The sequence below is a fragment of the Paenibacillus sp. B-A-8 genome (assembly GCF_048572915.1).
GTDB lineage: Bacteria > Bacillota > Bacilli > Paenibacillales > Paenibacillaceae > Paenibacillus_AQ.
In genome coordinates, this window is sequence record NZ_CP183882.1 from 3,611,519 (window position 1) to 3,628,664 (window position 17,146).

A 17,146-nucleotide genomic window follows, 5' to 3' on the forward strand; every position below is an offset into this window, starting at 1 on the left:
GAGGGTAAGGACGTTGCAGAACATAAAACGTGGAGACGTTGTGATTATTGGTATCGTACTTTTCATTGTAGGTTTGATATACGGAGTGAAATGGTTTGATTCACGGAATGATACGTATGTTCAAGGCCAGTTAGTTGCCCAAATCACGGTGGATGGCAGAACATATAAGACCGTCAATTTAACAAAGGAAGAGCAAATTATCGATATCCAAACTAAATACGGACATGATACCTTGAAGGTATTTGATTACGGTATCCAGATGATATTTTCTGATTGTCCCAAAAAAATCGCCTTACAAATGGGCTTTATTTCGAAGCCTCATCAGCAGATCATTTGTATTCCTAACCGGGTGATGGTTGAAGTACTTAACCCAGGCGGTAATAAAAATGCGGATGAACTTGACGCTGTCATTTAACTTTTGGGATTTCCTTGAACAAAAATATTTATTTCTGAACTTCATTCATCCCCGTTTATTCAGAGAAGAAGAAAATATAGGAGGAGATACTAAATGAGAAAGAAGTTTTGGATTGGTCTTAGCACAGTTATATTAGCGATGGGTATTGGAACAGCAGTATATGCAGCGGGAGATGAAACATCCCACCTGAAGGACATGCTTCCCTTCATGAAGGAGATGCACCCTAATATGTCCGAAGATCAGTTATTAGACATGCATCAATCCGGAGACATGAGCAAAATGATGCAAGGTGCCGATATGAGCAAAATGATGCAATCGATCTAAGAGGGCTTTCAAATAACAAGCTGACTTCCCGTTTTGAACCGGTTGTCAGCTTTTTTCATTTTTAAGAATATGTATTCATACTTGTAGGAAGCACGAAGTCCTATAGAGTTTGTTGCATTTCCGACATCCATCACCTGCGAAATAAAAATCAGAAATTAAACTGGATCTTGATCGGTTAAACTGAGCTTAGGAGGGGGCATTATTCTCCTTTAAATTGCCCTAAAGGACTCCTCAGGCACATCGTAGAAGAGCAGTGTATGGATGTTGGGACTCACTGATTAAGATTTATGAGCCAAGAAGTAAATTCTCAATGTACTTTTCCAATAAATTCAGTCCCACTTGTCCAATACTTGATCCTGCTTTCACTGTGAATTCCTTGATTTTTTGCATAGCGGTAACCTTGTTAGTTTCAGGAGTTGTTTCATCTTTCAATTCATCAAGTGCAGTTTTTAAATTTAAATACTCTATCTTTGACGACGTTTTATCTTTGAATATTCTTAATAATTGTTCATCAAAATCATTATAATTTAAACCTCCATTTATTTCTTTTGCTATAATTCCCCTTACATTGGAGAGGATTTGTGGGTTGTGAATGTTTACTGTATCTACGTTACTAATGAATCCATTAAGATAGTCAGGACTTGTAATATCTAAGAAAGAGTCTGGTCTTGTCGTTGTAACCATGCTGTTGATTGGATCTGGTGAACCCAGGTCAATCATTTCAGAATGCAATCTATGTTTAATAGCTAACAACTTTGATTCTTGTTCATATTTAATATCTATTGCTAATCTTTTTGCTTCTCTAGCATATTTACTTATAATTTTACTCATCTCATTTACTTGATAAATTTGCATCCAATAGCATACTACTTGCTTGATTAACATCATTTGCACAAACTTCTAAAAAGTCAGTGAATTCAGTGAATGATCTTTCAAAGTTCTCTGAATCCAACGTTTGATCATCACAATAAAAAGAGTATATTACACCATTCTGAGTATTCATTTGATCTAGGTTTACGTTGAATCCCTTCGTTTTCTTAAGATAGTCTGAAAAAAGGGAGAGGAGCTTATCAATTTCATTTGACCATAACTGTTCATTGTTTACATATAACCTAAAAAGTAATCCTTTTGTGGTTTCTTTTAAAAAGGCTCTAGTTGATACTGAAATTTCTAATCTCCGATTATAAGGAACAATTTCAACCCCGCAGTTGATAAGATAATCTATAACTAATTTCTGTTGTGTTTTGCCTGCTTCCCGTTCTTTCTTATACTCTTCATCATCAAGTTCAAGCTCGACGTCAGAATTGAATATGTATTTCAAGTTATCTTCATACACATAGACTTTGTGAAAATATGGTTTCATTGCGGTACATATTCTCCTTAGGCCTTCGAAGTATTCGTCGTCGCAACATCTAAGAATAGCACTTTCAGTCAACTTCATAAAAACATGTGAAATATTCTCTTGTTTTCTGTTTAGCATCTCTCCAATTATCAGGAGAAGAACTTAATAGTTTATTTATATATACCTTATCTAATATCTTTAATTCATTGACAATTGATTCTGTTGTTAATTCACCGATTAACAATACCTTTTCCTGTAGGTTATTCATACGAAATCGCTCCTTATTTTCTTTTATTACTTTCATTTGGCTAATCTTAAGCACTATTAAACATGCTCTAATTTATGAACGTTGTAAGTAAGGTATTATCTTGATTGTATATTCGTGAAAGTTTTAAACTATCCTGCCATGAATACTGGAACGGACGTTGCGATGGAGGCAGTAGATGTAACTCTGATTCGAGGTGACTTGACGAGTATTCCTGATGCCATATATATGAGCCACAAGACAATGACTAAGACCCGCCAGAATCTGTTCTGGGCTCTTGGTTAAAATACTCTGGGTTATTCTTTGCTGCTGGACTCTTGGCGCCTTGGGTTGTAGGAGTGGCTATGGCACTTAGCTCTGTATCCGTAGTTCTAAATGCTCTTCGATTACAACGTGTAAAGCTATAAACATGAAGCGGGTCTGGTATCCCTTTGGTTATCAGAAGTTACGTGTCTCCTACTTTCGATGATTTCAAAAAAGACTTCGAAGAATATCGAGGCCACTGAAAAAGTCCCAATACTAATTTCTCTAAAGACTATACATCCAAGGTGTCAGTTGTAACTACGGGGAATATTTGGACTTCCGGCCGCTGTTGTCGTAAGAATTTCTTGAATTGTACCGCTGTTCGCGGATGAAATTCGGAGACAAAGGCGGTCGCTTTCGCTCCTACAGTTCCAAATTCCCCCTTCGCTACGCTCCTCTAATGTTTTTTAAATTCAAATTATACGGGCGTCTTTTAGAGGGCTATGAAAACTCCATTTCAGGACACCCTTCCTCGATCTTTTCGAGGAAGGGTGTCCTGTTTTGCTGTATATTTATTGTATTAATTCTAGGTGGTGACCCGGATGATTTCAAACCAACAATCCCTTAACCTCAGTCCATTTATGGCGTTTTACGATATCGTCGTACCTAAAGATAATATGCTACGACAAATAAATGACCTCGTAGATTTTTCTTTTGTCCATGAAGAATTACAGAATAAATATTGCCTAGATAATGGTCGAAATGCTGTGCCTCCCATTCGAATGTTCAAGTACTTACTTCTAATTCTCAAGGAATACATGCCTGAGTATCATGTTTAAGTTCTGATGTATGTTTTTCATAAGTTCGTTTGATATCAGTGCCCTTCCTCATCGCCAGTTTTCTCTCTATACCTATGGGAGTGTGGGATCCTGCCGTTTACTGTTGTATACCCTTCAAAGTGATGGTAATGACTGCCTCCTACCAAAGGAATTGCGGGCCCTGTTGTACCTCTAATTAGGTGAACATGCTGATCATTAAATGAGGTTTCTACATTATAATTATGAACATGCGGGACTCCACTAGGAGCTGGATTACGGAAAGAAACCGTTCGTCATCAACATTGAGCAAGTAACGAAACTGAATAATACCTTTCGAACTGCATTATGGTCGGGAGAATATTTTCAAGTTACAGTTATGAGCATTCCGGTTGGAGATGACATTGGTTTAGAAGTACACCCTCATACAGACCAATTTATCCGAATTGAAGAGGACCAGGGTCTCGTTCAAATGGGTGACTCGAAAAATAAGCTGGATTTTGAGACAATGGTCTACGATAACTATGCCATATTGATCCCTGCAGGCAAATGGCATAACTTAACGAACACTGGAAATATACCGTTAAAAGTTTATGTTATTTACGCGCCACCAGAGCATCCGACCGGAACCATACATGTTACAAAGGCGGAGGCAATGGTATCACATTGATAGACGACGCTTTAAATTTAGTATTTATAACTTCAGTTTCATTCAGCAGACAATTATCGAATAGAACAACTGATTTGAAGAAACATAATGTCAAACATGTACGCAATGCGCCAACATTAGTCCCCTCCTTAGTTAAATGAGCCTTTCACCGGATAAAGTTGAGTGAAAGGCTTCTTTCTCGTGTTCATATCCTTTTGCTATCTTCATAACTTCTTCATAAGCTGCAAATTTGTTCTTCATAACTCTCTTATATAGTGTAACTATAAGGAGGAGATACAAATGAAGAAACTTTGGATTGGATTATCAGCATTGGTACTTGTTATGGGGATTGGAACCGCTGGCGCTTACGCTGCAACAGCAAACAATGATACTAACGGCAGCAGTTTTTTCGAAAAAATGCTACCCTTTTCCAAACAAATGCACCCAAACCTGTCAGAGGACCAAATCAAGCAAATGCATGACAATTGCAGCACTTCAAACGGTACGGGAAGTTCAGGAATGATGCAGAATTCTCAATATAGCAGGGGTATGATGAACTTCTAATCCGATCATGATAAGATAAGACCTCATAGAAATGAGGTCTGTCTCATTTTAACAACAAAGCAGGTGATGAAGTTCGTGAAAATTTTAGTGGTGGATGATGAAGAAAATATCCTGCAGGTCATTAAGGCTTATTTGGAAAAGAATAATTATATTGTGTACAAAGCCGATACAGGAAGAGGCGCGATTCATCTTTTTGAAAACTTACAGCCCGATCTGATCGTGCTGGATTTGATGCTTCCGGATATGACCGGAGAGGAAGTATGCAGAATGGTACGTAAATCATCGAACGTTCCGATACTCATGCTGACTGCAAAGAGCAGTGAGGACGATATGGTGAATGGGCTCATGATTGGAGCCGATGATTATATTACCAAACCATTCAGCCCAAGAGAGCTGCTCGCCCGGGTGATTAGTCTTTTAAGAAGAACCAATCAGCGGGAACAAGGGAATATGTCACTGCTGTCATATGCGCAAGGCTGTTTAACAATGGATTTGGAACGTTATGAGGTGAGAATTCACGAGGAGCCCGTATCCCTTACCCATATGGAGTTTAAGCTGCTGGAAATTTTAGCGAAGCATCCGAAGAGAGTGTTCTCACGCCTTGAACTGGTTAACCTTACCCAGGGTGATACCTTTGAAGGATTCGAGCGAACCATCGATGTTCATATCAAGAATATTAGACAAAAAATTGGCGATGACCCTAAACACCCTGTTTTTATCGGTACAGTATTTGGAGTGGGATATAAATTCTTGGTGAGTCCGGATGAGAAATAGAGGCGGATTGAGCAGAAAGCTTCTTATATCCCATGCCGGTGTGGCTCTTGCTGCGCTTCTGTCTATTGTCCTGCTTGTCAACATAGTAATGAATGTTTCGTTCAACCAATATCAGAAAAACCAGGAGCGGGCGGAAATACAAACGTTACTGGAAGTTCTAAAAGAAGCTTATAATGAGTCAACCAGCCAATGGAATACAAATGTATGGATGATGATTTCGCACCAGGCGATGGTTAGTGAATATATCGTTCGTGTATATGACAAAGACCACCAATTGATTTGGGACACTAGCCAAATGGGGATGCAAAGAGAAGTGAATTCCCAGCCTAAGCAAGACACCATTACAAAAGCAATCGTAAAAGACAATCAGCAGGTCGGGACATTGGAATTTCAACCAGTGAACGAAACATCGCAAAGCCAAAATCAGCAGTTTCTGCGAATGTTTAATACATTGTTATGGGCCGCAATGATTCTCGTTATTGCCGGGACGTATCTGTTTAGCCGCTATATGGCCAAAAGCATTAGCAAGCCTCTTTTAGAGATTAAAGATATCGCTTCGCGAATGAGAGAGGGAGATCTCACTTCCCGGGTTGAAGTTATAAATCAAAATACAGAGATTGATGACGTGGGGCGTGCGCTCAATCATTTGGCTGAAGGGTTGGAAAAGCAAGATCAGTTAAGGAAATCACTGACTGCTGATGTGGCGCATGAGCTGCGAACGCCCTTAACTACTATACAAAGCCATTTGGAAGCTTTTCAGGATGGCATATGGGAACCGACGCCGAATAAGCTTCAAGTGTGTCATGATCAAGTCCTGCGACTGGTTCGACTCATCAGTGATTTGGAAAATCTGGCTGCAGTAGAGAATCCAATGGTTCAGCTGAAGACGGAGATCGTATCTCTTAACGATATTGTTGAGATGTCGTTAAATACAGTATCCAGCCAGTTTAGGCATAAAGGACTTACAGCTGACCTGATAAGTACAAATGACGTTTGGATCACAGGGGACCGTTCGCGGCTCGTTCAGGTATTCGTAAATCTGATAAGCAATGCATTCAAATATACGAGTTCTGGAAGTATTCATATTGAAGTGTTAAAAGAGAAAGCAGAGGGCGTAGTCATCGTATCCGATACCGGAATGGGAATACCTGAAGGTGAACTTTCCTATATCTTTGAACGTTTCTACCGCGGGGAGAAATCAAGGAATCGAAAGACTGGCGGAGCCGGAATAGGACTAGCGGTTGTTAAAGCCATAGTGGATGCTCATGCCGGATCTATTCATGTTGAAAGTGAGAATAAAAAGGGAACTACTGTTTGTGTTCGTCTTCCATTAATTCGATGAAAGGATGAGAGGAAATGATGATGGGTTATGGCTCTGGGTTCGGAACATTTGGATTAGTCATCAATTTTTTACTGATCGTAGGTGTAATCTATTTGGTGATAAAATGGGTTGGGGGCAATGGGAATTCACGATTTATTGACAATACTCCAGAGAGAATCTTGGATGAACGCTTTGCAAGAGGTGAAATCACGGAGGAAGATTATTACCGGATGAAGAGCATTTTGCGGGATTGATAACATTAATGGAGATATGGCAAAAGAACAAGGAGCCCACCTCATTTGATTTATCTCCCTCCTGGTTTGTTTATAATTCTAAAAAGATCATCTTTTGGGGAAACGAGAAATATTTGCTCAGAAAGAAACTTATCCATCAAGCAATTCTAAACCGGATGTCTTTAAATGTTCACTTGATCAGCGGTGAAACGTATTGTGGTGTATGTAAGGAGCATGAATTATAACCACACATAACTCATCTACAATAAAAACATCAACATAAGCAACATACAGAGGAGGTATACAGATGGAGTGGTCTTTATTACTGTTGTTGATTTGTTCGCTAATGATGATGTTTGGGATGAAAATGTTGCATGGTCAAGGATCTTTTTCAAACGGAACAAAATCAGAGTGGAGTCTTGAGAAAGAATACAATGAGCTAAGAGTGCAGAATGAACAATTGAAAAAAATCCGCCATTTGTCTAAATAAATCATATTCTTAGAAATAAATAAACGACATGAGAAGATAATACTGAGGAGGAATTTAAGATGGATTGGTCAATACTGCTGTTGTTAATTTGTTCGTTAATGATGATATTTATGATGTTTGGGATGCGGAGGACGCATGGTCAAGTTGGAGGCTCTAATCAGTCACAATCAGATTGGAGTCTTCATCAAGACTATAATGAGATAAAAGTGCAAAACGAACAATTGAAAAAAGAAATCGGAAAGTTATCCATTAACTAAGTGTACTATCCTAGTGTCTAAATTATATCTTCAATACAAAGGCATAAAAATGTACAGGAACTAGAATGTATGGTAGGTGAGAATAGTGTTTAAACATCGAGTGTTAATTGTAGATAATACAGGGCTACGAGAAATTCGATCCGCTTTTACTTATTGGGTCAATAATAGAAGCAACTACGGGTCAGGAAGCGCTGGCGATGATAAAAAATCATCCCTTTGATATTATCCTATTGGATGCCAGAATACCGGATATGGATGGATGCCAAGTATGCCAAATACTTAGAGAAACAGACACTATACCGATTCTTATGCTCTCATCGTGTACAGAACTCAAGAATAAAGTTCGTTGTTTTCGGATCGGTGCGGATGATTTCTTAACCAAATCTTTTGATTTGGAAGAATTGTTAGCCCGAATGAATGCTTTATTACGCCGGGTAGCGATGACACAAACTTCCTTTTCAATGGCAAATACGTTGAATTTCTCGAGGATAAAGCTACACTTTAATCTTAGAGAGATTCAAATAGATGAGACTGTTGTATCACTAACTGAAAAGGAGATGGAGTTACTCGCTACCCTTGCTAAGAACAGTCAATTCGTATCTACCAGAGATGAACTGATAGATAGTATATTCGGATACGATGGGGGGACACGTGTTATAGATTCTCATATTAAAAATATATGTAAGAAACTGAAAAGTGCGGGTTTAGAATATAACCCTATACAAACAATAAGAGGAGTTGGATACAAGTTCTTAGTTTTCACTGAGAACGAGTAGTGAAAAAATCACATTAAGCCGGGCTGAATAATGAGTTATCTTAATTAAAAAGGTCTAAGAAAAGAGGGGCATGCTTCGGCAGCTCCTCTTTTTGCTATATCAATTGGAAATGTTAGTAACTCAACTTGAGTAAAAATACATAAAACAGGGCATCCCTAATGAAAAATGAAATGAAGTAGGTGAGAGCATATTGGTATAAAAAAATAGTTATTACGATTGCCCTCTTTATTATGGTATTTCATCCGTCTGATACAGTTCACGGACAATAGAGGTACCGGCGAAAGTCGCTTTTATTCGGAACGGCAACGTAGGGTGTATGTAAATGGTACGGAGAGCCAGGTATCTAGTTCGGGGAAGGCTTTGAGCCTAGATTGGTCCGCTGATGGAGTGTTACTTTCCTATGTTGAAGAAGATGGAGAAAATCCGCCTCAGCAGAGCGTTAAGATCTATGATGTTAGCACCAAAAAAACAATAAAAATCTATAAAGGGTATTTGTCGAGGTGGACTCCCCACGGTAGTATTCTTGCCTATAAATACAGTACTGTGCTCAATGTTTCAGACTTGAAGAAGTTTAATAACGCTGCAATTGGAGTAGATGAATATGTCTGGATTCCTGACGGCAGCGGATTTATTCTATCAAAAAATGGCGACCTCACACCGGAAGGTTGAATGGGAGCGACGCTTTATAAGAAGATACTGCCGAAGAATTGGGCGGGGGCGAGCTCTTTGGAGAACGTCGAAAAATTTTATAGGCTATCGAATGAGATATCAAATAACGGTTCAAAAATCATTGCGGTCAATCCCAGTGATTTTTCTTTCTCGCGGAGCGGCAGCTGGCTTTCATTTGTTGTATCACCAACAGCATCCTGGTCTATGGACAGCAATATGGTTTGCGCGATCTCATCCGATGGTCGTCATTTTGAAGTATTGGATGAAATCATTTTAGAAGTCGGACGTCCGAAATGGGCACCTTCGAAAGACAGCTTAGCGTATATTGCAGGTGGGGGAAGACTTGTGTTTGGGTTTAAGGAGAAAGATTTAATGACGAAGGAATTCCCTACATTTACAACTTATACACCGGAGAATTACGCCGACTTGGATTTTGCTTGGAAGGACGACGATACGATTTACGTCTCTCGGGTTAAAGAAGCGGAATGGTCAAATGATTTTTCTAAACTCCCTTTGCCAGCTTTATATATTGTGGATACCGTATCAGGCGAACAAACCACCAAGGTTACAATTCCACCAGAAGGATATGGCGATTACGGTCCCGACTACATTCATTCCGTCGATAAATTGATTTGGATACGAAAATACCATTATACAGACACGAATATCTGGATTTCCAATCCTGGCGGAAGTGACGCATACCTATGGCTGAAAAGTGCCGCCTCGCCGGTAATTTATCATCGTCGAAAGGATTCCTAACAGTAATTTCATTCAACTAACGGAAAGATTAGATGAATAAACTAGCGGCAGTTTAAGAGTTTTTCTCGTGCTGTTTTTTTACTGGTGTCCATCTAATTTCAGGAAGAGTTTCCGCTTGTGTACCTAGTGGTTCTTCCGGATTCGGACCGGGTCTCTGGCCGCCGGACGTCCAACTGTATGCCAAAAACAGTTCATGCTCAGGCTACTTTTATTTTCTCTTAATAGTGTCGGTCGCATTACGGATACCTTCCTCTAGGTTATCAGTCTATAACTTATTTATCAAAGGCTGACGATTTCTTAGCTCCAAAACCTTGTAGAATCAACGATTCCAGTCTAAACTATATTTTCTTCATATATCTGAGTGGAAAATAGGGTTAGTGATGAGAGATAAGATGACAGAACAAAATGAATTTTTATTTGCTGTAGGCAAATTTTGTCAGTAAGTTGAGCGACGAAATGTACTAGAAATAAGTCCATAAAAATCACATTCTTTCAACATTGAGTCCACACATAATCCTTCTACAATGGAAATGATAAAAGAGAGCTTTTTATAAAGGAAGTAAACCAATGGTTTTATTTTGGTTACCGTTATTGATTCTCTAAATTTGTTGATATGAGTTAGTTCTTACAATTTTATTCGTTGCTTTCTTTTCATTCCGAACATCATAACTACCATTGAGTATGATGACTAATCATCGAGTATTAATTATTCATAGTGACCGAAATATCAGAAATTTGCTTCGGATTTTTTTATTGGAAAAAGGATTTTCGATAAAGGTAGCAGCAACGTGTAGTTATGCGTTAACTATGGTGAAAAAGCATTCTTTTAATATCATCCTATTGGATGACTTATTGCCGGATATAGAAGAATCCCATGTTCTCGAAATCGTTAAAGATACTAAATGGATACCACTCCTTGAGCTTTCTGCGGGCAAAGCAACATTGGATAAAGTGGGTTGTTTTGGGGTGGACAGTTACTTGGTCAATCCTTTTCATTTACAGGAAAGTTAAGCCGAATGAATTCTTTATTGAGCAGATCAACCCTAATACAAGCTTCACAAGTTCCTCTAACAGAATTACATGTTATGGATTCGTCGGATATGAAAATACGATTAGATGATAACGAGCTTTATATGCAGGGAACATCCATTCCTTTAACTAAAAAAGAGACTGTATTACTTGTTACACTTGCAAAGAGTAAACAACGTGTATTTACCCGTAAAGAATTGGTAGAGGAAATGTTTGGAATTGATTATAGGGGAGGATACCGAATTGTTTATACCCATATAAAAAACATACGAAAAAAACTTAACAGTGCAGGTTTGGAATATAGTCCTTAACAAACCATACGGGGAGTGGGATATAAGTTCCTTGTTTCTAGAGAGGACGAATAATGAACTCATGGGTCTAAAGGATTTGTAATGTTCTTTATAACTGTTTGATAATCCATTCTTTCTAAAGCTTTCAGGGAAGAAATATTAAAAGGCGGGTTGATATGAAATTATCGCGAAAGCTAATGCTCTTTATTTCCACCGTTACTTTGCTACTGACGATTTCACAAGGTACATACGCTATTCTTGGAATGGAATCTCAAATAGAACATATTGCTTCGCAAAAAATGATATCCAACAGTTCAATGGCGATGGCATTGATTAATGAGAAATTCCCAGGTGAATGGATATTAAAAGAAGGAAAGTTGTATTAAGGGGACCTTATCATTGATGGTAGCGATGTAGTGACGGATTCCATAGGGAGCTTAACAGGAGACGAAATTATTATATTCAAAGGAAATAAGAGTGTAGCTATATCAGGCGAGATGGAACAGGGTGAAGCAATGCTACCTGAAATCCAACTGCTATGAACGAATTTGTCAATTCCCCTGTATTCCCCTTTTAACCAAGGTGTTTTCAATCCTTTGGGCATAGAGACAAAACCTGATGCCATCTATATGAGCCGCAAGACAATGACGAACATCCGCCAGAATCTGTTCTGGGCTCTTGGTTACAATACACTGGGGATTCCTATTGCTGCTATCGGTCTCTTGGCTCCTTGGGTCGCAGGAGCAGCTATGGCACTAAGTTCTGTATCCGTAGTTCTAAATGCCCTTCGCTTACAACGAGTAAAACTATAATGATTTAGCGATACAGAAATCCTTTACAAAAACAAAAGTTTGTGACACCTACATTCGATGTTTTCTATAAAAAAAGACTTCGAAGTATATCTTCGAAGTCTTTTTGCAATCTTTCTTTATTACTGATTCATACCAGCCATTCCGCTTACAATCTCAGGATTAACCATCCCAAAGATCATGGCGATGTGTGCAACAACGAGAAACCCGCTGACGAGAATAAAGTGAAGCTTGAGCTTTCCTTCTTCCGAACGTTTACGGCCGATAAGCCCAAGCTCCAAAAGAGCCAGAGGCAGCAGGAAGAATACGCCACTGAGGTAAAATCCAACCGCGACTACGTCTACCCAGGAATGCCACTCTCCATTTACGGTCAGAGGGACAAAAGCTGTCGGGAAGAGATACAAGAAAACTCCTGTAAAGTAGAGACCGGCCAAAATACTGCAGATTCGGTTAAACGCCTTTAATCCACCCTGGACGTTTTTGTTGAAAAGGATAAAGAACTCGGTTACTGTAATAGTCTCAGCAAAAATGACGGGGATTGCCATAAAGATGATCAGATTCCACGGCTGGCTGTCCATAAGAAGGGACATGTAATGAGTCATGTTCATTGATTAATTCCCTCCATTTATATAATTACTGCAAGAGTTATCATATGTGGAAAGTTTGTAGAAGAGATTGGAGAAGGAGTATCAATAGATGGAAAATAGAGTTGAAGATATAGAGTATAGAATTCGTTTAGAAGATAGGTATACTACGTGGATTGAAAGTGAAGGGGAAGTATGGAATACCTAGGAGTGGATTCAGAATTACTCATGCGGTGGCTGATGGTATGGGGAGCCTGGGCAGTCCTCATAAGTTTATTGATAAATGTGGTCATAAGTGTTGTAGGAATCATTCCATCAGTGGCACTAACGACTGTGAATATGTTAGTCTTTGGTGTGGTTCCCGGGTTTCTTCTCTCTTGGATCGGAGAAGTTTTAGGGGCAGCCGTCTCTTATCTTCTTTATCGCAAAGGTACCTTAACTTATAAGGAGAAATATCGTCCGAATAAAACCATCAAATGGCAGTCCCAGATTCAATCATTAAGTCCGAAGCGTCAGTTTTTTAGCATAATAATTGTCCGATCAGCGCCGTTAATTCCTTCATCATTAGTCACTCTAATCTGCGTTATTTCCAAAGTAGGCTTTTCAAGTTTTATAGTTGCTTCTGCGATAGGTAAAATACCATCGTTGCTACTTGAGACACTCATTGGCTATGGATATGTTAATCTAATGGACACTAAATTCAAGTTAATGATTACAATTTTGTTTCTTTTATTGAGCACCATTATTTTTTATCTTGATAGAAAGAAAAAGGGATAATGCATGGACAATAGAAAAATAGTTACTTATATAAATAGGGTTTTTGCGTAATTAAAGCTCGAAAATCTGCATTATACACTAAAAAAGTGTAGAAACTATGTAGTTTAAAAATAAAAGTATAAAATTTGTGAAAGCATTGACAGGCGATTTCTTGATATATTAAAGTGTAATTAGTTACAAAATATTAACCAACTGCCGAATTTCGTATTGAAAACGGGGGAACCATTCCGGGTGAATTATTCTTGTGAGCAAGAGAATATAGGGAACCTTTAACCGAACCCTCAGCTAACTCCGTAGGCATTGAAGGGAGAACAAGGTTCTGAAGAAAGTCATTTTATCTTTACTAGGAGCTGCAGTTATTTTCACAACAGCTGTACCAAGTACTTTTGCAAGTGAGGTAAAACTGGAGAGTGAAGTGAATCAGGTACTCGGGACACCTTATTTATGGGGTGGAACCACTAAGGCAGGATTCGATTGTTCCGGATTCATCCTGTATGTACTAAAAAAGTTTAATGTGGATGATCTTCCACGCACTTCCCAGTCACAAGCTAAAGTAGGGACACCCGTTGCAAAAGAGAACTTACGATCAGGAGATTTGGTGTTTTTTAATACCTTTGGTAATGGTATCTCCCATGCCGGAATTTACTTAGGCGACGATCAATTCGCCCACTCCTCAAGCAGCAAGGGAGTAAGCATAAGCAAGTTGTCCGAAAGATACTACAAAGATCGTTATGTTACGGCTCGGCGTGTAGTAGATAAAGAGAGTTATCTTAGTATGGTTAATTAAGTAATAGGTGAGGGGGTATCCAGCAGCCATATATGGCTGCAGGATACCCCTAGTTTTTTAGAAGATCCCAGAACGGTCTGTTTTCTCATTTCCCTAATCCCACAGATTCCTCCTCAACATACAAAGGAGTCCCCTATATATCATGGGGACTCCTTTGTATGTTGGTCACTAATATCTTTTCAAATGGATATAATCATATGTTTGCTCTAGGGTATGTATGTGATGTTCTTATAACCTAATATCAATAGTTTGCCCACGATATTCGTCCAGTATATTTGCCTTTGGGTTTTGAATGGGTTCTTTAGCATGCTCGTGATTGGTGATTTTTTTGTCTCCTGTTCCCGTATGCATTCCATCCATTCCACAGTTCTTTGGCATATTAGCTGAACCTGATAATCCACTTAACCCATTCATATAATATTCCTCCTAGTAGTATAATTCAACTCTTTAATACCCTCTCATGGTAACACTTAAATGTACATTTTATATGTGGTAGGTGAGTAGAAGCCCAATTTCTTTTGGTTGGACAACTTGGAAGAAGTCTACACTCTCACTCGGATTCGTTAATTATTTTTAAAAAGAACATCATATCTTCATACTTTCTCCAAAATGTATTGCTATACTGTGAGGAGATTAAGAATGAAGGTATTGAAAAAAGGTGTATTAACAGCTACATTATCTGTAGCTTTTTTAACATTAACAATCACCAGTCCAGCTGCTTTAACGCCAGCGACACAAGCGGCACAAGCGGTAAAAGTAACTTCAATTGCAGTCAAAGGCCCTTCTAATCCTTTAAGGCCATCTGAAACCTTTCAGCTGAAGCCCACCGCGGTGACCTCACCCAAAGGCGGGAAAATAAAGATAACCTATTCTTCAAGTAATTCTAAAGTAGCAACGGTAAATGCAAGTGGATTAGTGACAGCGGTTGCTTCAGGAAAGGCTACCATTAATGTAAATTCAGGCGGCAAAAAAACATCTGTAGTAATAAATGTGGTAACTTCTGATCACAAACACTGATGCTTAACAAGAGAATTATGAGCATGATGCCAGTAAAATTATAAACTGAATCCCAGCAGTTCCTGATCCCTGGAAATAGATTGGCCAGAGCAAAAGATGTAATATTAAACGGCACTAAATGTAAAAAGGAAGGTAGTAAATTTCATGAATAAAAAAGTATTTATGTCCACGGCTATAGCGATAACTTTGATTGGTGTAGCTTTGGGCACCTATACAATCGCTGACAGGGGAAAAACTGAGCCGATTGGTGAAAAGCTAGCCCAAACAAACGATATTAAAAAATTGGTGAATGACTACAGCATGGGTAATGCCAAAGCCAAATCGGCTTCGATTACATCAAATCAGCTGACAGTGACAACGGATAATGATCAAAAATTGACCTACGGCCTGCCGAGGGATGAGTTTTTCGTTTCAATTGCGCCTTACGTTAGCCAAACACATCCCTGTGCCATACATAACCTGGCTGGGTGTCAGGGAGAAATGGCGAATACATCATTTAATGTCACCGTAACCGACCACAATAACAAAGTGGTAATAAAGGATGTTATTAAATCCCATGACAATGGTTTTATTGATCTCTGGCTACCGCGAGACCAAACGTTTCACGTAACGATTGATTACGATGATAAGAACAGCACCTCTTCCTTCACAACATCGGAAGGGGACAATACTTGTATCACTACGATGCAGTTATCGTAAAATCTACAAGTGGATAGGACTCCGGAACTCTAAAAATAGGGCGCTCCAGTAGCCACTTGGCTTGGGAGCACCCCTTTGGACTTTTGGGAACCGATAATATTTCATTCGCACCGTCTGCAACACTATCTGATTATATTGGAGATCACCAGACGCTGATCAATTTCCTGAATTAATTAAAAAAATCAATTCTTACATAAGCGTGAATAAAAAGGACAATCCTGATTAAGGGGGGATGCTTAGGAGGTGCAGTTTTCATGTCCCCTTACACAATTCTTTTAAAAGATTTTTTCGTAACTTATCAATAGAAGGGGTAGCCACATTACTCTTTTTGATTAGCATATCAAATTCTTCCTGAAGGCAGATCATCTCGGGTTTTGCTGCGGCTGTATGCTTTGCCATGGCTGTTTCAGCAAACTTTGTGCCCATGATAATTTTAAAAATTGGGGCAATCATAAAAACGGGAAGTTTTAAATAGTGAAGTTTTGAAGGTGTGATTTTAATGCCTAATTTAGTCAACACAGCAAAGCCTTCTTTTATCCCCAGAACCATTAATTTAATATCTGCATATGATTTTGCCAAAGCAAAATTATTACTATTATATTTATAAAGAGCGTTACCGATACTTGTAACCATTGCCACATGCGTTTTCTGCCACATATCCATGTTACTAGTTACAACTGATGAAATACCGGCATTGTTAAAAATATCTACTATTTTTTGTAGCCTTTCGGTTTTTTGGCGACTGTATTCTGAAAATGTAGTGGTCTGAAAAGCCCGCATGAATCCCTTGCCGATAAAGTAATGTACCCGGCCGTCTACACGTTCTCCTCCTGCGGACGGAAATCCTAGCATCAGGCGGTCACTACCCACTGCATGAACCCATTCGTCATAACCAGATGCTGTATTGACTACAAAGACAATATTTTTTGATTTATTTTGAGAAAGTATCGGCAATACACTGACTATCTGTGTTTTTTGCATTACTACGATTATGTAATCGAAAATATTGTCTGGCAACAGATGTTCAATCAAATTTACCTTTGCAATTTCTTCTCGGTTGTTGCCTGAATTCACGAGAATCATCCCGTTTTTTTTCAGGTCAACAAGTCTTGTCCTCCTTGCAAGGACAGTGATATCATATCCTGACAACGCAAGTCTCCCAGCGAAAATACTCCCGATTGTGCCTGCACCATAAATAAGAATTTTCAAGTGATCTCTCCTCTAAAAGTAATTAGTAATACCAAAGAAATAATATCAG

The 17,146-nt window shown here is 38.8% G+C and carries 24 protein-coding genes, 5 pseudogenes and 1 riboswitch; of the genes and pseudogenes, 22 read left to right on the plus strand and 7 right to left on the minus strand.

What is annotated here, in order from left to right:
- Positions 1-13: 13 nt before the first annotated feature.
- Positions 14-415 carry a NusG domain II-containing protein gene (locus ACN6MV_RS15930; RefSeq protein WP_094874491.1) on the plus strand — a complete coding sequence of 134 codons (402 nt, stop codon included), beginning with the start codon at positions 14-16 and terminating at the stop codon, positions 413-415.
- Between the two features lie 93 nt (positions 416-508).
- Positions 509-739 (plus strand): hypothetical protein, encoded by a 231-nt coding sequence (locus ACN6MV_RS15935; RefSeq protein WP_094874492.1) that lies wholly within the window; start codon positions 509-511, stop codon positions 737-739.
- A gap of 285 nt (positions 740-1,024) precedes the next feature.
- Here the strand turns inward: ACN6MV_RS15935 and ACN6MV_RS15940 are convergent, their stop codons facing one another.
- The 3 genes from ACN6MV_RS15940 to ACN6MV_RS15950 form a co-directional block, all read right to left on the minus strand.
- Positions 1,025-1,594 carry a hypothetical protein gene (locus ACN6MV_RS15940; protein ID WP_094874493.1) on the minus strand — a complete coding sequence of 190 codons (570 nt, stop codon included), beginning with the start codon at positions 1,592-1,594 and terminating at the stop codon, positions 1,025-1,027.
- Positions 1,572-2,102, minus strand: coding sequence for a hypothetical protein (locus tag ACN6MV_RS15945; protein WP_094874494.1), 531 nt, complete (start codon positions 2,100-2,102; stop codon positions 1,572-1,574). Before ACN6MV_RS15945 ends, ACN6MV_RS15940 begins: the two co-directional genes overlap by 23 nt.
- Before the next feature lie 64 nt (positions 2,103-2,166).
- Positions 2,167-2,349: a hypothetical protein gene (locus tag ACN6MV_RS15950; protein WP_094874495.1), complete on the minus strand. Its 183-nt coding sequence runs from the start codon at positions 2,347-2,349 to the stop codon at positions 2,167-2,169.
- 135 nt (positions 2,350-2,484) lie between these two features.
- On the opposite strand from ACN6MV_RS15950, the pseudogene ACN6MV_RS15955 reads away from it, so the two are divergent.
- A pseudogene (locus ACN6MV_RS15955) lies at positions 2,485-2,753 on the plus strand (heavy metal translocating P-type ATPase); the annotation flags it as partial.
- Between the two features lie 438 nt (positions 2,754-3,191).
- Positions 3,192-3,392: pseudogene (locus ACN6MV_RS15960) on the plus strand (IS5/IS1182 family transposase); the annotation flags it as partial.
- A gap of 71 nt (positions 3,393-3,463) precedes the next feature.
- On the opposite strand, the pseudogene ACN6MV_RS15965 reads toward ACN6MV_RS15960, so the two are convergent.
- Positions 3,464-3,679: pseudogene (locus tag ACN6MV_RS15965) on the minus strand (YmaF family protein); the annotation flags it as partial.
- Between ACN6MV_RS15965 and ACN6MV_RS15970 the strand changes: the two are divergent.
- The 14 genes and pseudogenes from ACN6MV_RS15970 to ACN6MV_RS16035 all read left to right on the plus strand — a co-directional run.
- A pseudogene (locus ACN6MV_RS15970) lies at positions 3,679-4,074 on the plus strand (cupin domain-containing protein); the annotation flags it as partial. The pseudogenes ACN6MV_RS15965 and ACN6MV_RS15970 sit on opposite strands and share 1 nt — an antisense overlap.
- 279 nt (positions 4,075-4,353) lie before the next feature.
- On the plus strand, positions 4,354-4,617 hold the full coding sequence (locus ACN6MV_RS15975) for an FAD/FMN-containing dehydrogenase (protein ID WP_094874686.1): 264 nt from the start codon (positions 4,354-4,356) through the stop codon (positions 4,615-4,617).
- 66 nt (positions 4,618-4,683) lie between these two features.
- Positions 4,684-5,391 carry a response regulator transcription factor gene (locus ACN6MV_RS15980; protein WP_094874685.1) on the plus strand — a complete coding sequence of 236 codons (708 nt, stop codon included), beginning with the start codon at positions 4,684-4,686 and terminating at the stop codon, positions 5,389-5,391.
- Positions 5,381-6,733, plus strand: a complete 1,353-nt coding sequence (locus ACN6MV_RS15985) for a sensor histidine kinase (RefSeq protein ID WP_094874684.1) — start codon at positions 5,381-5,383, stop codon at positions 6,731-6,733. Before ACN6MV_RS15980 ends, ACN6MV_RS15985 begins: the two co-directional genes overlap by 11 nt.
- A gap of 14 nt (positions 6,734-6,747) precedes the next feature.
- A complete protein-coding gene (locus ACN6MV_RS15990) occupies positions 6,748-6,966 on the plus strand; it encodes an SHOCT domain-containing protein (RefSeq protein ID WP_094874683.1) in 219 nt (72 codons plus the stop codon).
- Positions 6,967-7,252: 286 nt separating this feature from the next.
- A complete protein-coding gene (locus tag ACN6MV_RS15995) occupies positions 7,253-7,435 on the plus strand; it encodes a DUF2933 domain-containing protein (protein WP_094874681.1) in 183 nt (60 codons plus the stop codon).
- 59 nt (positions 7,436-7,494) lie between these two features.
- Entirely contained in the window at positions 7,495-7,692 is a 198-nt protein-coding gene (locus ACN6MV_RS16000; RefSeq protein ID WP_094874680.1) for a DUF2933 domain-containing protein, read from the plus strand.
- Between the two features lie 164 nt (positions 7,693-7,856).
- Positions 7,857-8,468 (plus strand): response regulator transcription factor, encoded by a 612-nt coding sequence (locus ACN6MV_RS16005; RefSeq protein WP_256990066.1) that lies wholly within the window; start codon positions 7,857-7,859, stop codon positions 8,466-8,468.
- A 360-nt stretch (positions 8,469-8,828) separates the two neighbouring features.
- Entirely contained in the window at positions 8,829-9,137 is a 309-nt protein-coding gene (locus ACN6MV_RS16010) for a hypothetical protein (protein ID WP_143812463.1), read from the plus strand.
- A gap of 57 nt (positions 9,138-9,194) precedes the next feature.
- A complete protein-coding gene (locus tag ACN6MV_RS16015) occupies positions 9,195-9,896 on the plus strand; it encodes a hypothetical protein (RefSeq protein WP_143812229.1) in 702 nt (233 codons plus the stop codon).
- Between the two features lie 684 nt (positions 9,897-10,580).
- Positions 10,581-10,907: a response regulator transcription factor gene (locus ACN6MV_RS16020; protein WP_341136375.1), complete on the plus strand. Its 327-nt coding sequence runs from the start codon at positions 10,581-10,583 to the stop codon at positions 10,905-10,907.
- Positions 10,908-10,912: 5 nt separating this feature from the next.
- Positions 10,913-11,236 (plus strand): winged helix-turn-helix domain-containing protein, encoded by a 324-nt coding sequence (locus ACN6MV_RS16025; RefSeq protein ID WP_094874675.1) that lies wholly within the window; start codon positions 10,913-10,915, stop codon positions 11,234-11,236.
- A 155-nt stretch (positions 11,237-11,391) separates the two neighbouring features.
- The gene (locus tag ACN6MV_RS16030) at positions 11,392-11,601 is read left to right on the plus strand and encodes a hypothetical protein (protein WP_094874674.1); all 210 of its coding nucleotides are present in this window, start codon (positions 11,392-11,394) and stop codon (positions 11,599-11,601) included.
- Between the two features lie 231 nt (positions 11,602-11,832).
- A pseudogene (locus ACN6MV_RS16035) lies at positions 11,833-12,027 on the plus strand (hypothetical protein); the annotation flags it as partial.
- 119 nt (positions 12,028-12,146) lie between these two features.
- Here the strand turns inward: ACN6MV_RS16035 and ACN6MV_RS16040 are convergent.
- Positions 12,147-12,632: a DUF6803 family protein gene (locus tag ACN6MV_RS16040; RefSeq protein WP_094874673.1), complete on the minus strand. Its 486-nt coding sequence runs from the start codon at positions 12,630-12,632 to the stop codon at positions 12,147-12,149.
- 171 nt (positions 12,633-12,803) lie between these two features.
- Here ACN6MV_RS16040 and ACN6MV_RS16045 point away from each other — a divergent pair, with 171 nt between their 5' ends.
- A complete protein-coding gene (locus ACN6MV_RS16045; RefSeq protein ID WP_094874672.1) occupies positions 12,804-13,385 on the plus strand; it encodes a TVP38/TMEM64 family protein in 582 nt (193 codons plus the stop codon).
- 183 nt (positions 13,386-13,568) lie between these two features.
- Positions 13,569-13,700: riboswitch (cyclic di-AMP (ydaO/yuaA leader) on the plus strand.
- Between the two features lie 4 nt (positions 13,701-13,704).
- On the plus strand, positions 13,705-14,172 hold the full coding sequence (locus ACN6MV_RS16050; RefSeq protein WP_094874733.1) for a C40 family peptidase: 468 nt from the start codon (positions 13,705-13,707) through the stop codon (positions 14,170-14,172).
- A gap of 228 nt (positions 14,173-14,400) precedes the next feature.
- Here the strand turns inward: ACN6MV_RS16050 and ACN6MV_RS16055 are convergent, their stop codons facing one another.
- Complete coding sequence (locus ACN6MV_RS16055; RefSeq protein WP_094874732.1) at positions 14,401-14,586, minus strand: hypothetical protein; 186 nt, start codon at positions 14,584-14,586, stop codon at positions 14,401-14,403.
- 225 nt (positions 14,587-14,811) lie between these two features.
- On the opposite strand from ACN6MV_RS16055, the gene ACN6MV_RS16060 reads away from it, so the two are divergent.
- The gene (locus ACN6MV_RS16060; protein ID WP_094874731.1) at positions 14,812-15,189 is read left to right on the plus strand and encodes an Ig-like domain-containing protein; all 378 of its coding nucleotides are present in this window, start codon (positions 14,812-14,814) and stop codon (positions 15,187-15,189) included.
- 144 nt (positions 15,190-15,333) lie between these two features.
- Positions 15,334-15,888, plus strand: a complete 555-nt coding sequence (locus ACN6MV_RS16065) for a CueP family metal-binding protein (RefSeq protein WP_094874730.1) — start codon at positions 15,334-15,336, stop codon at positions 15,886-15,888.
- 252 nt (positions 15,889-16,140) lie between these two features.
- Here ACN6MV_RS16065 and ACN6MV_RS16070 read toward each other — a convergent pair whose 3' ends face one another.
- The gene (locus ACN6MV_RS16070) at positions 16,141-17,097 is read right to left on the minus strand and encodes a ketopantoate reductase family protein (RefSeq protein ID WP_094874729.1); all 957 of its coding nucleotides are present in this window, start codon (positions 17,095-17,097) and stop codon (positions 16,141-16,143) included.
- Between the last annotated feature and the right edge of the window lie 49 nt (positions 17,098-17,146).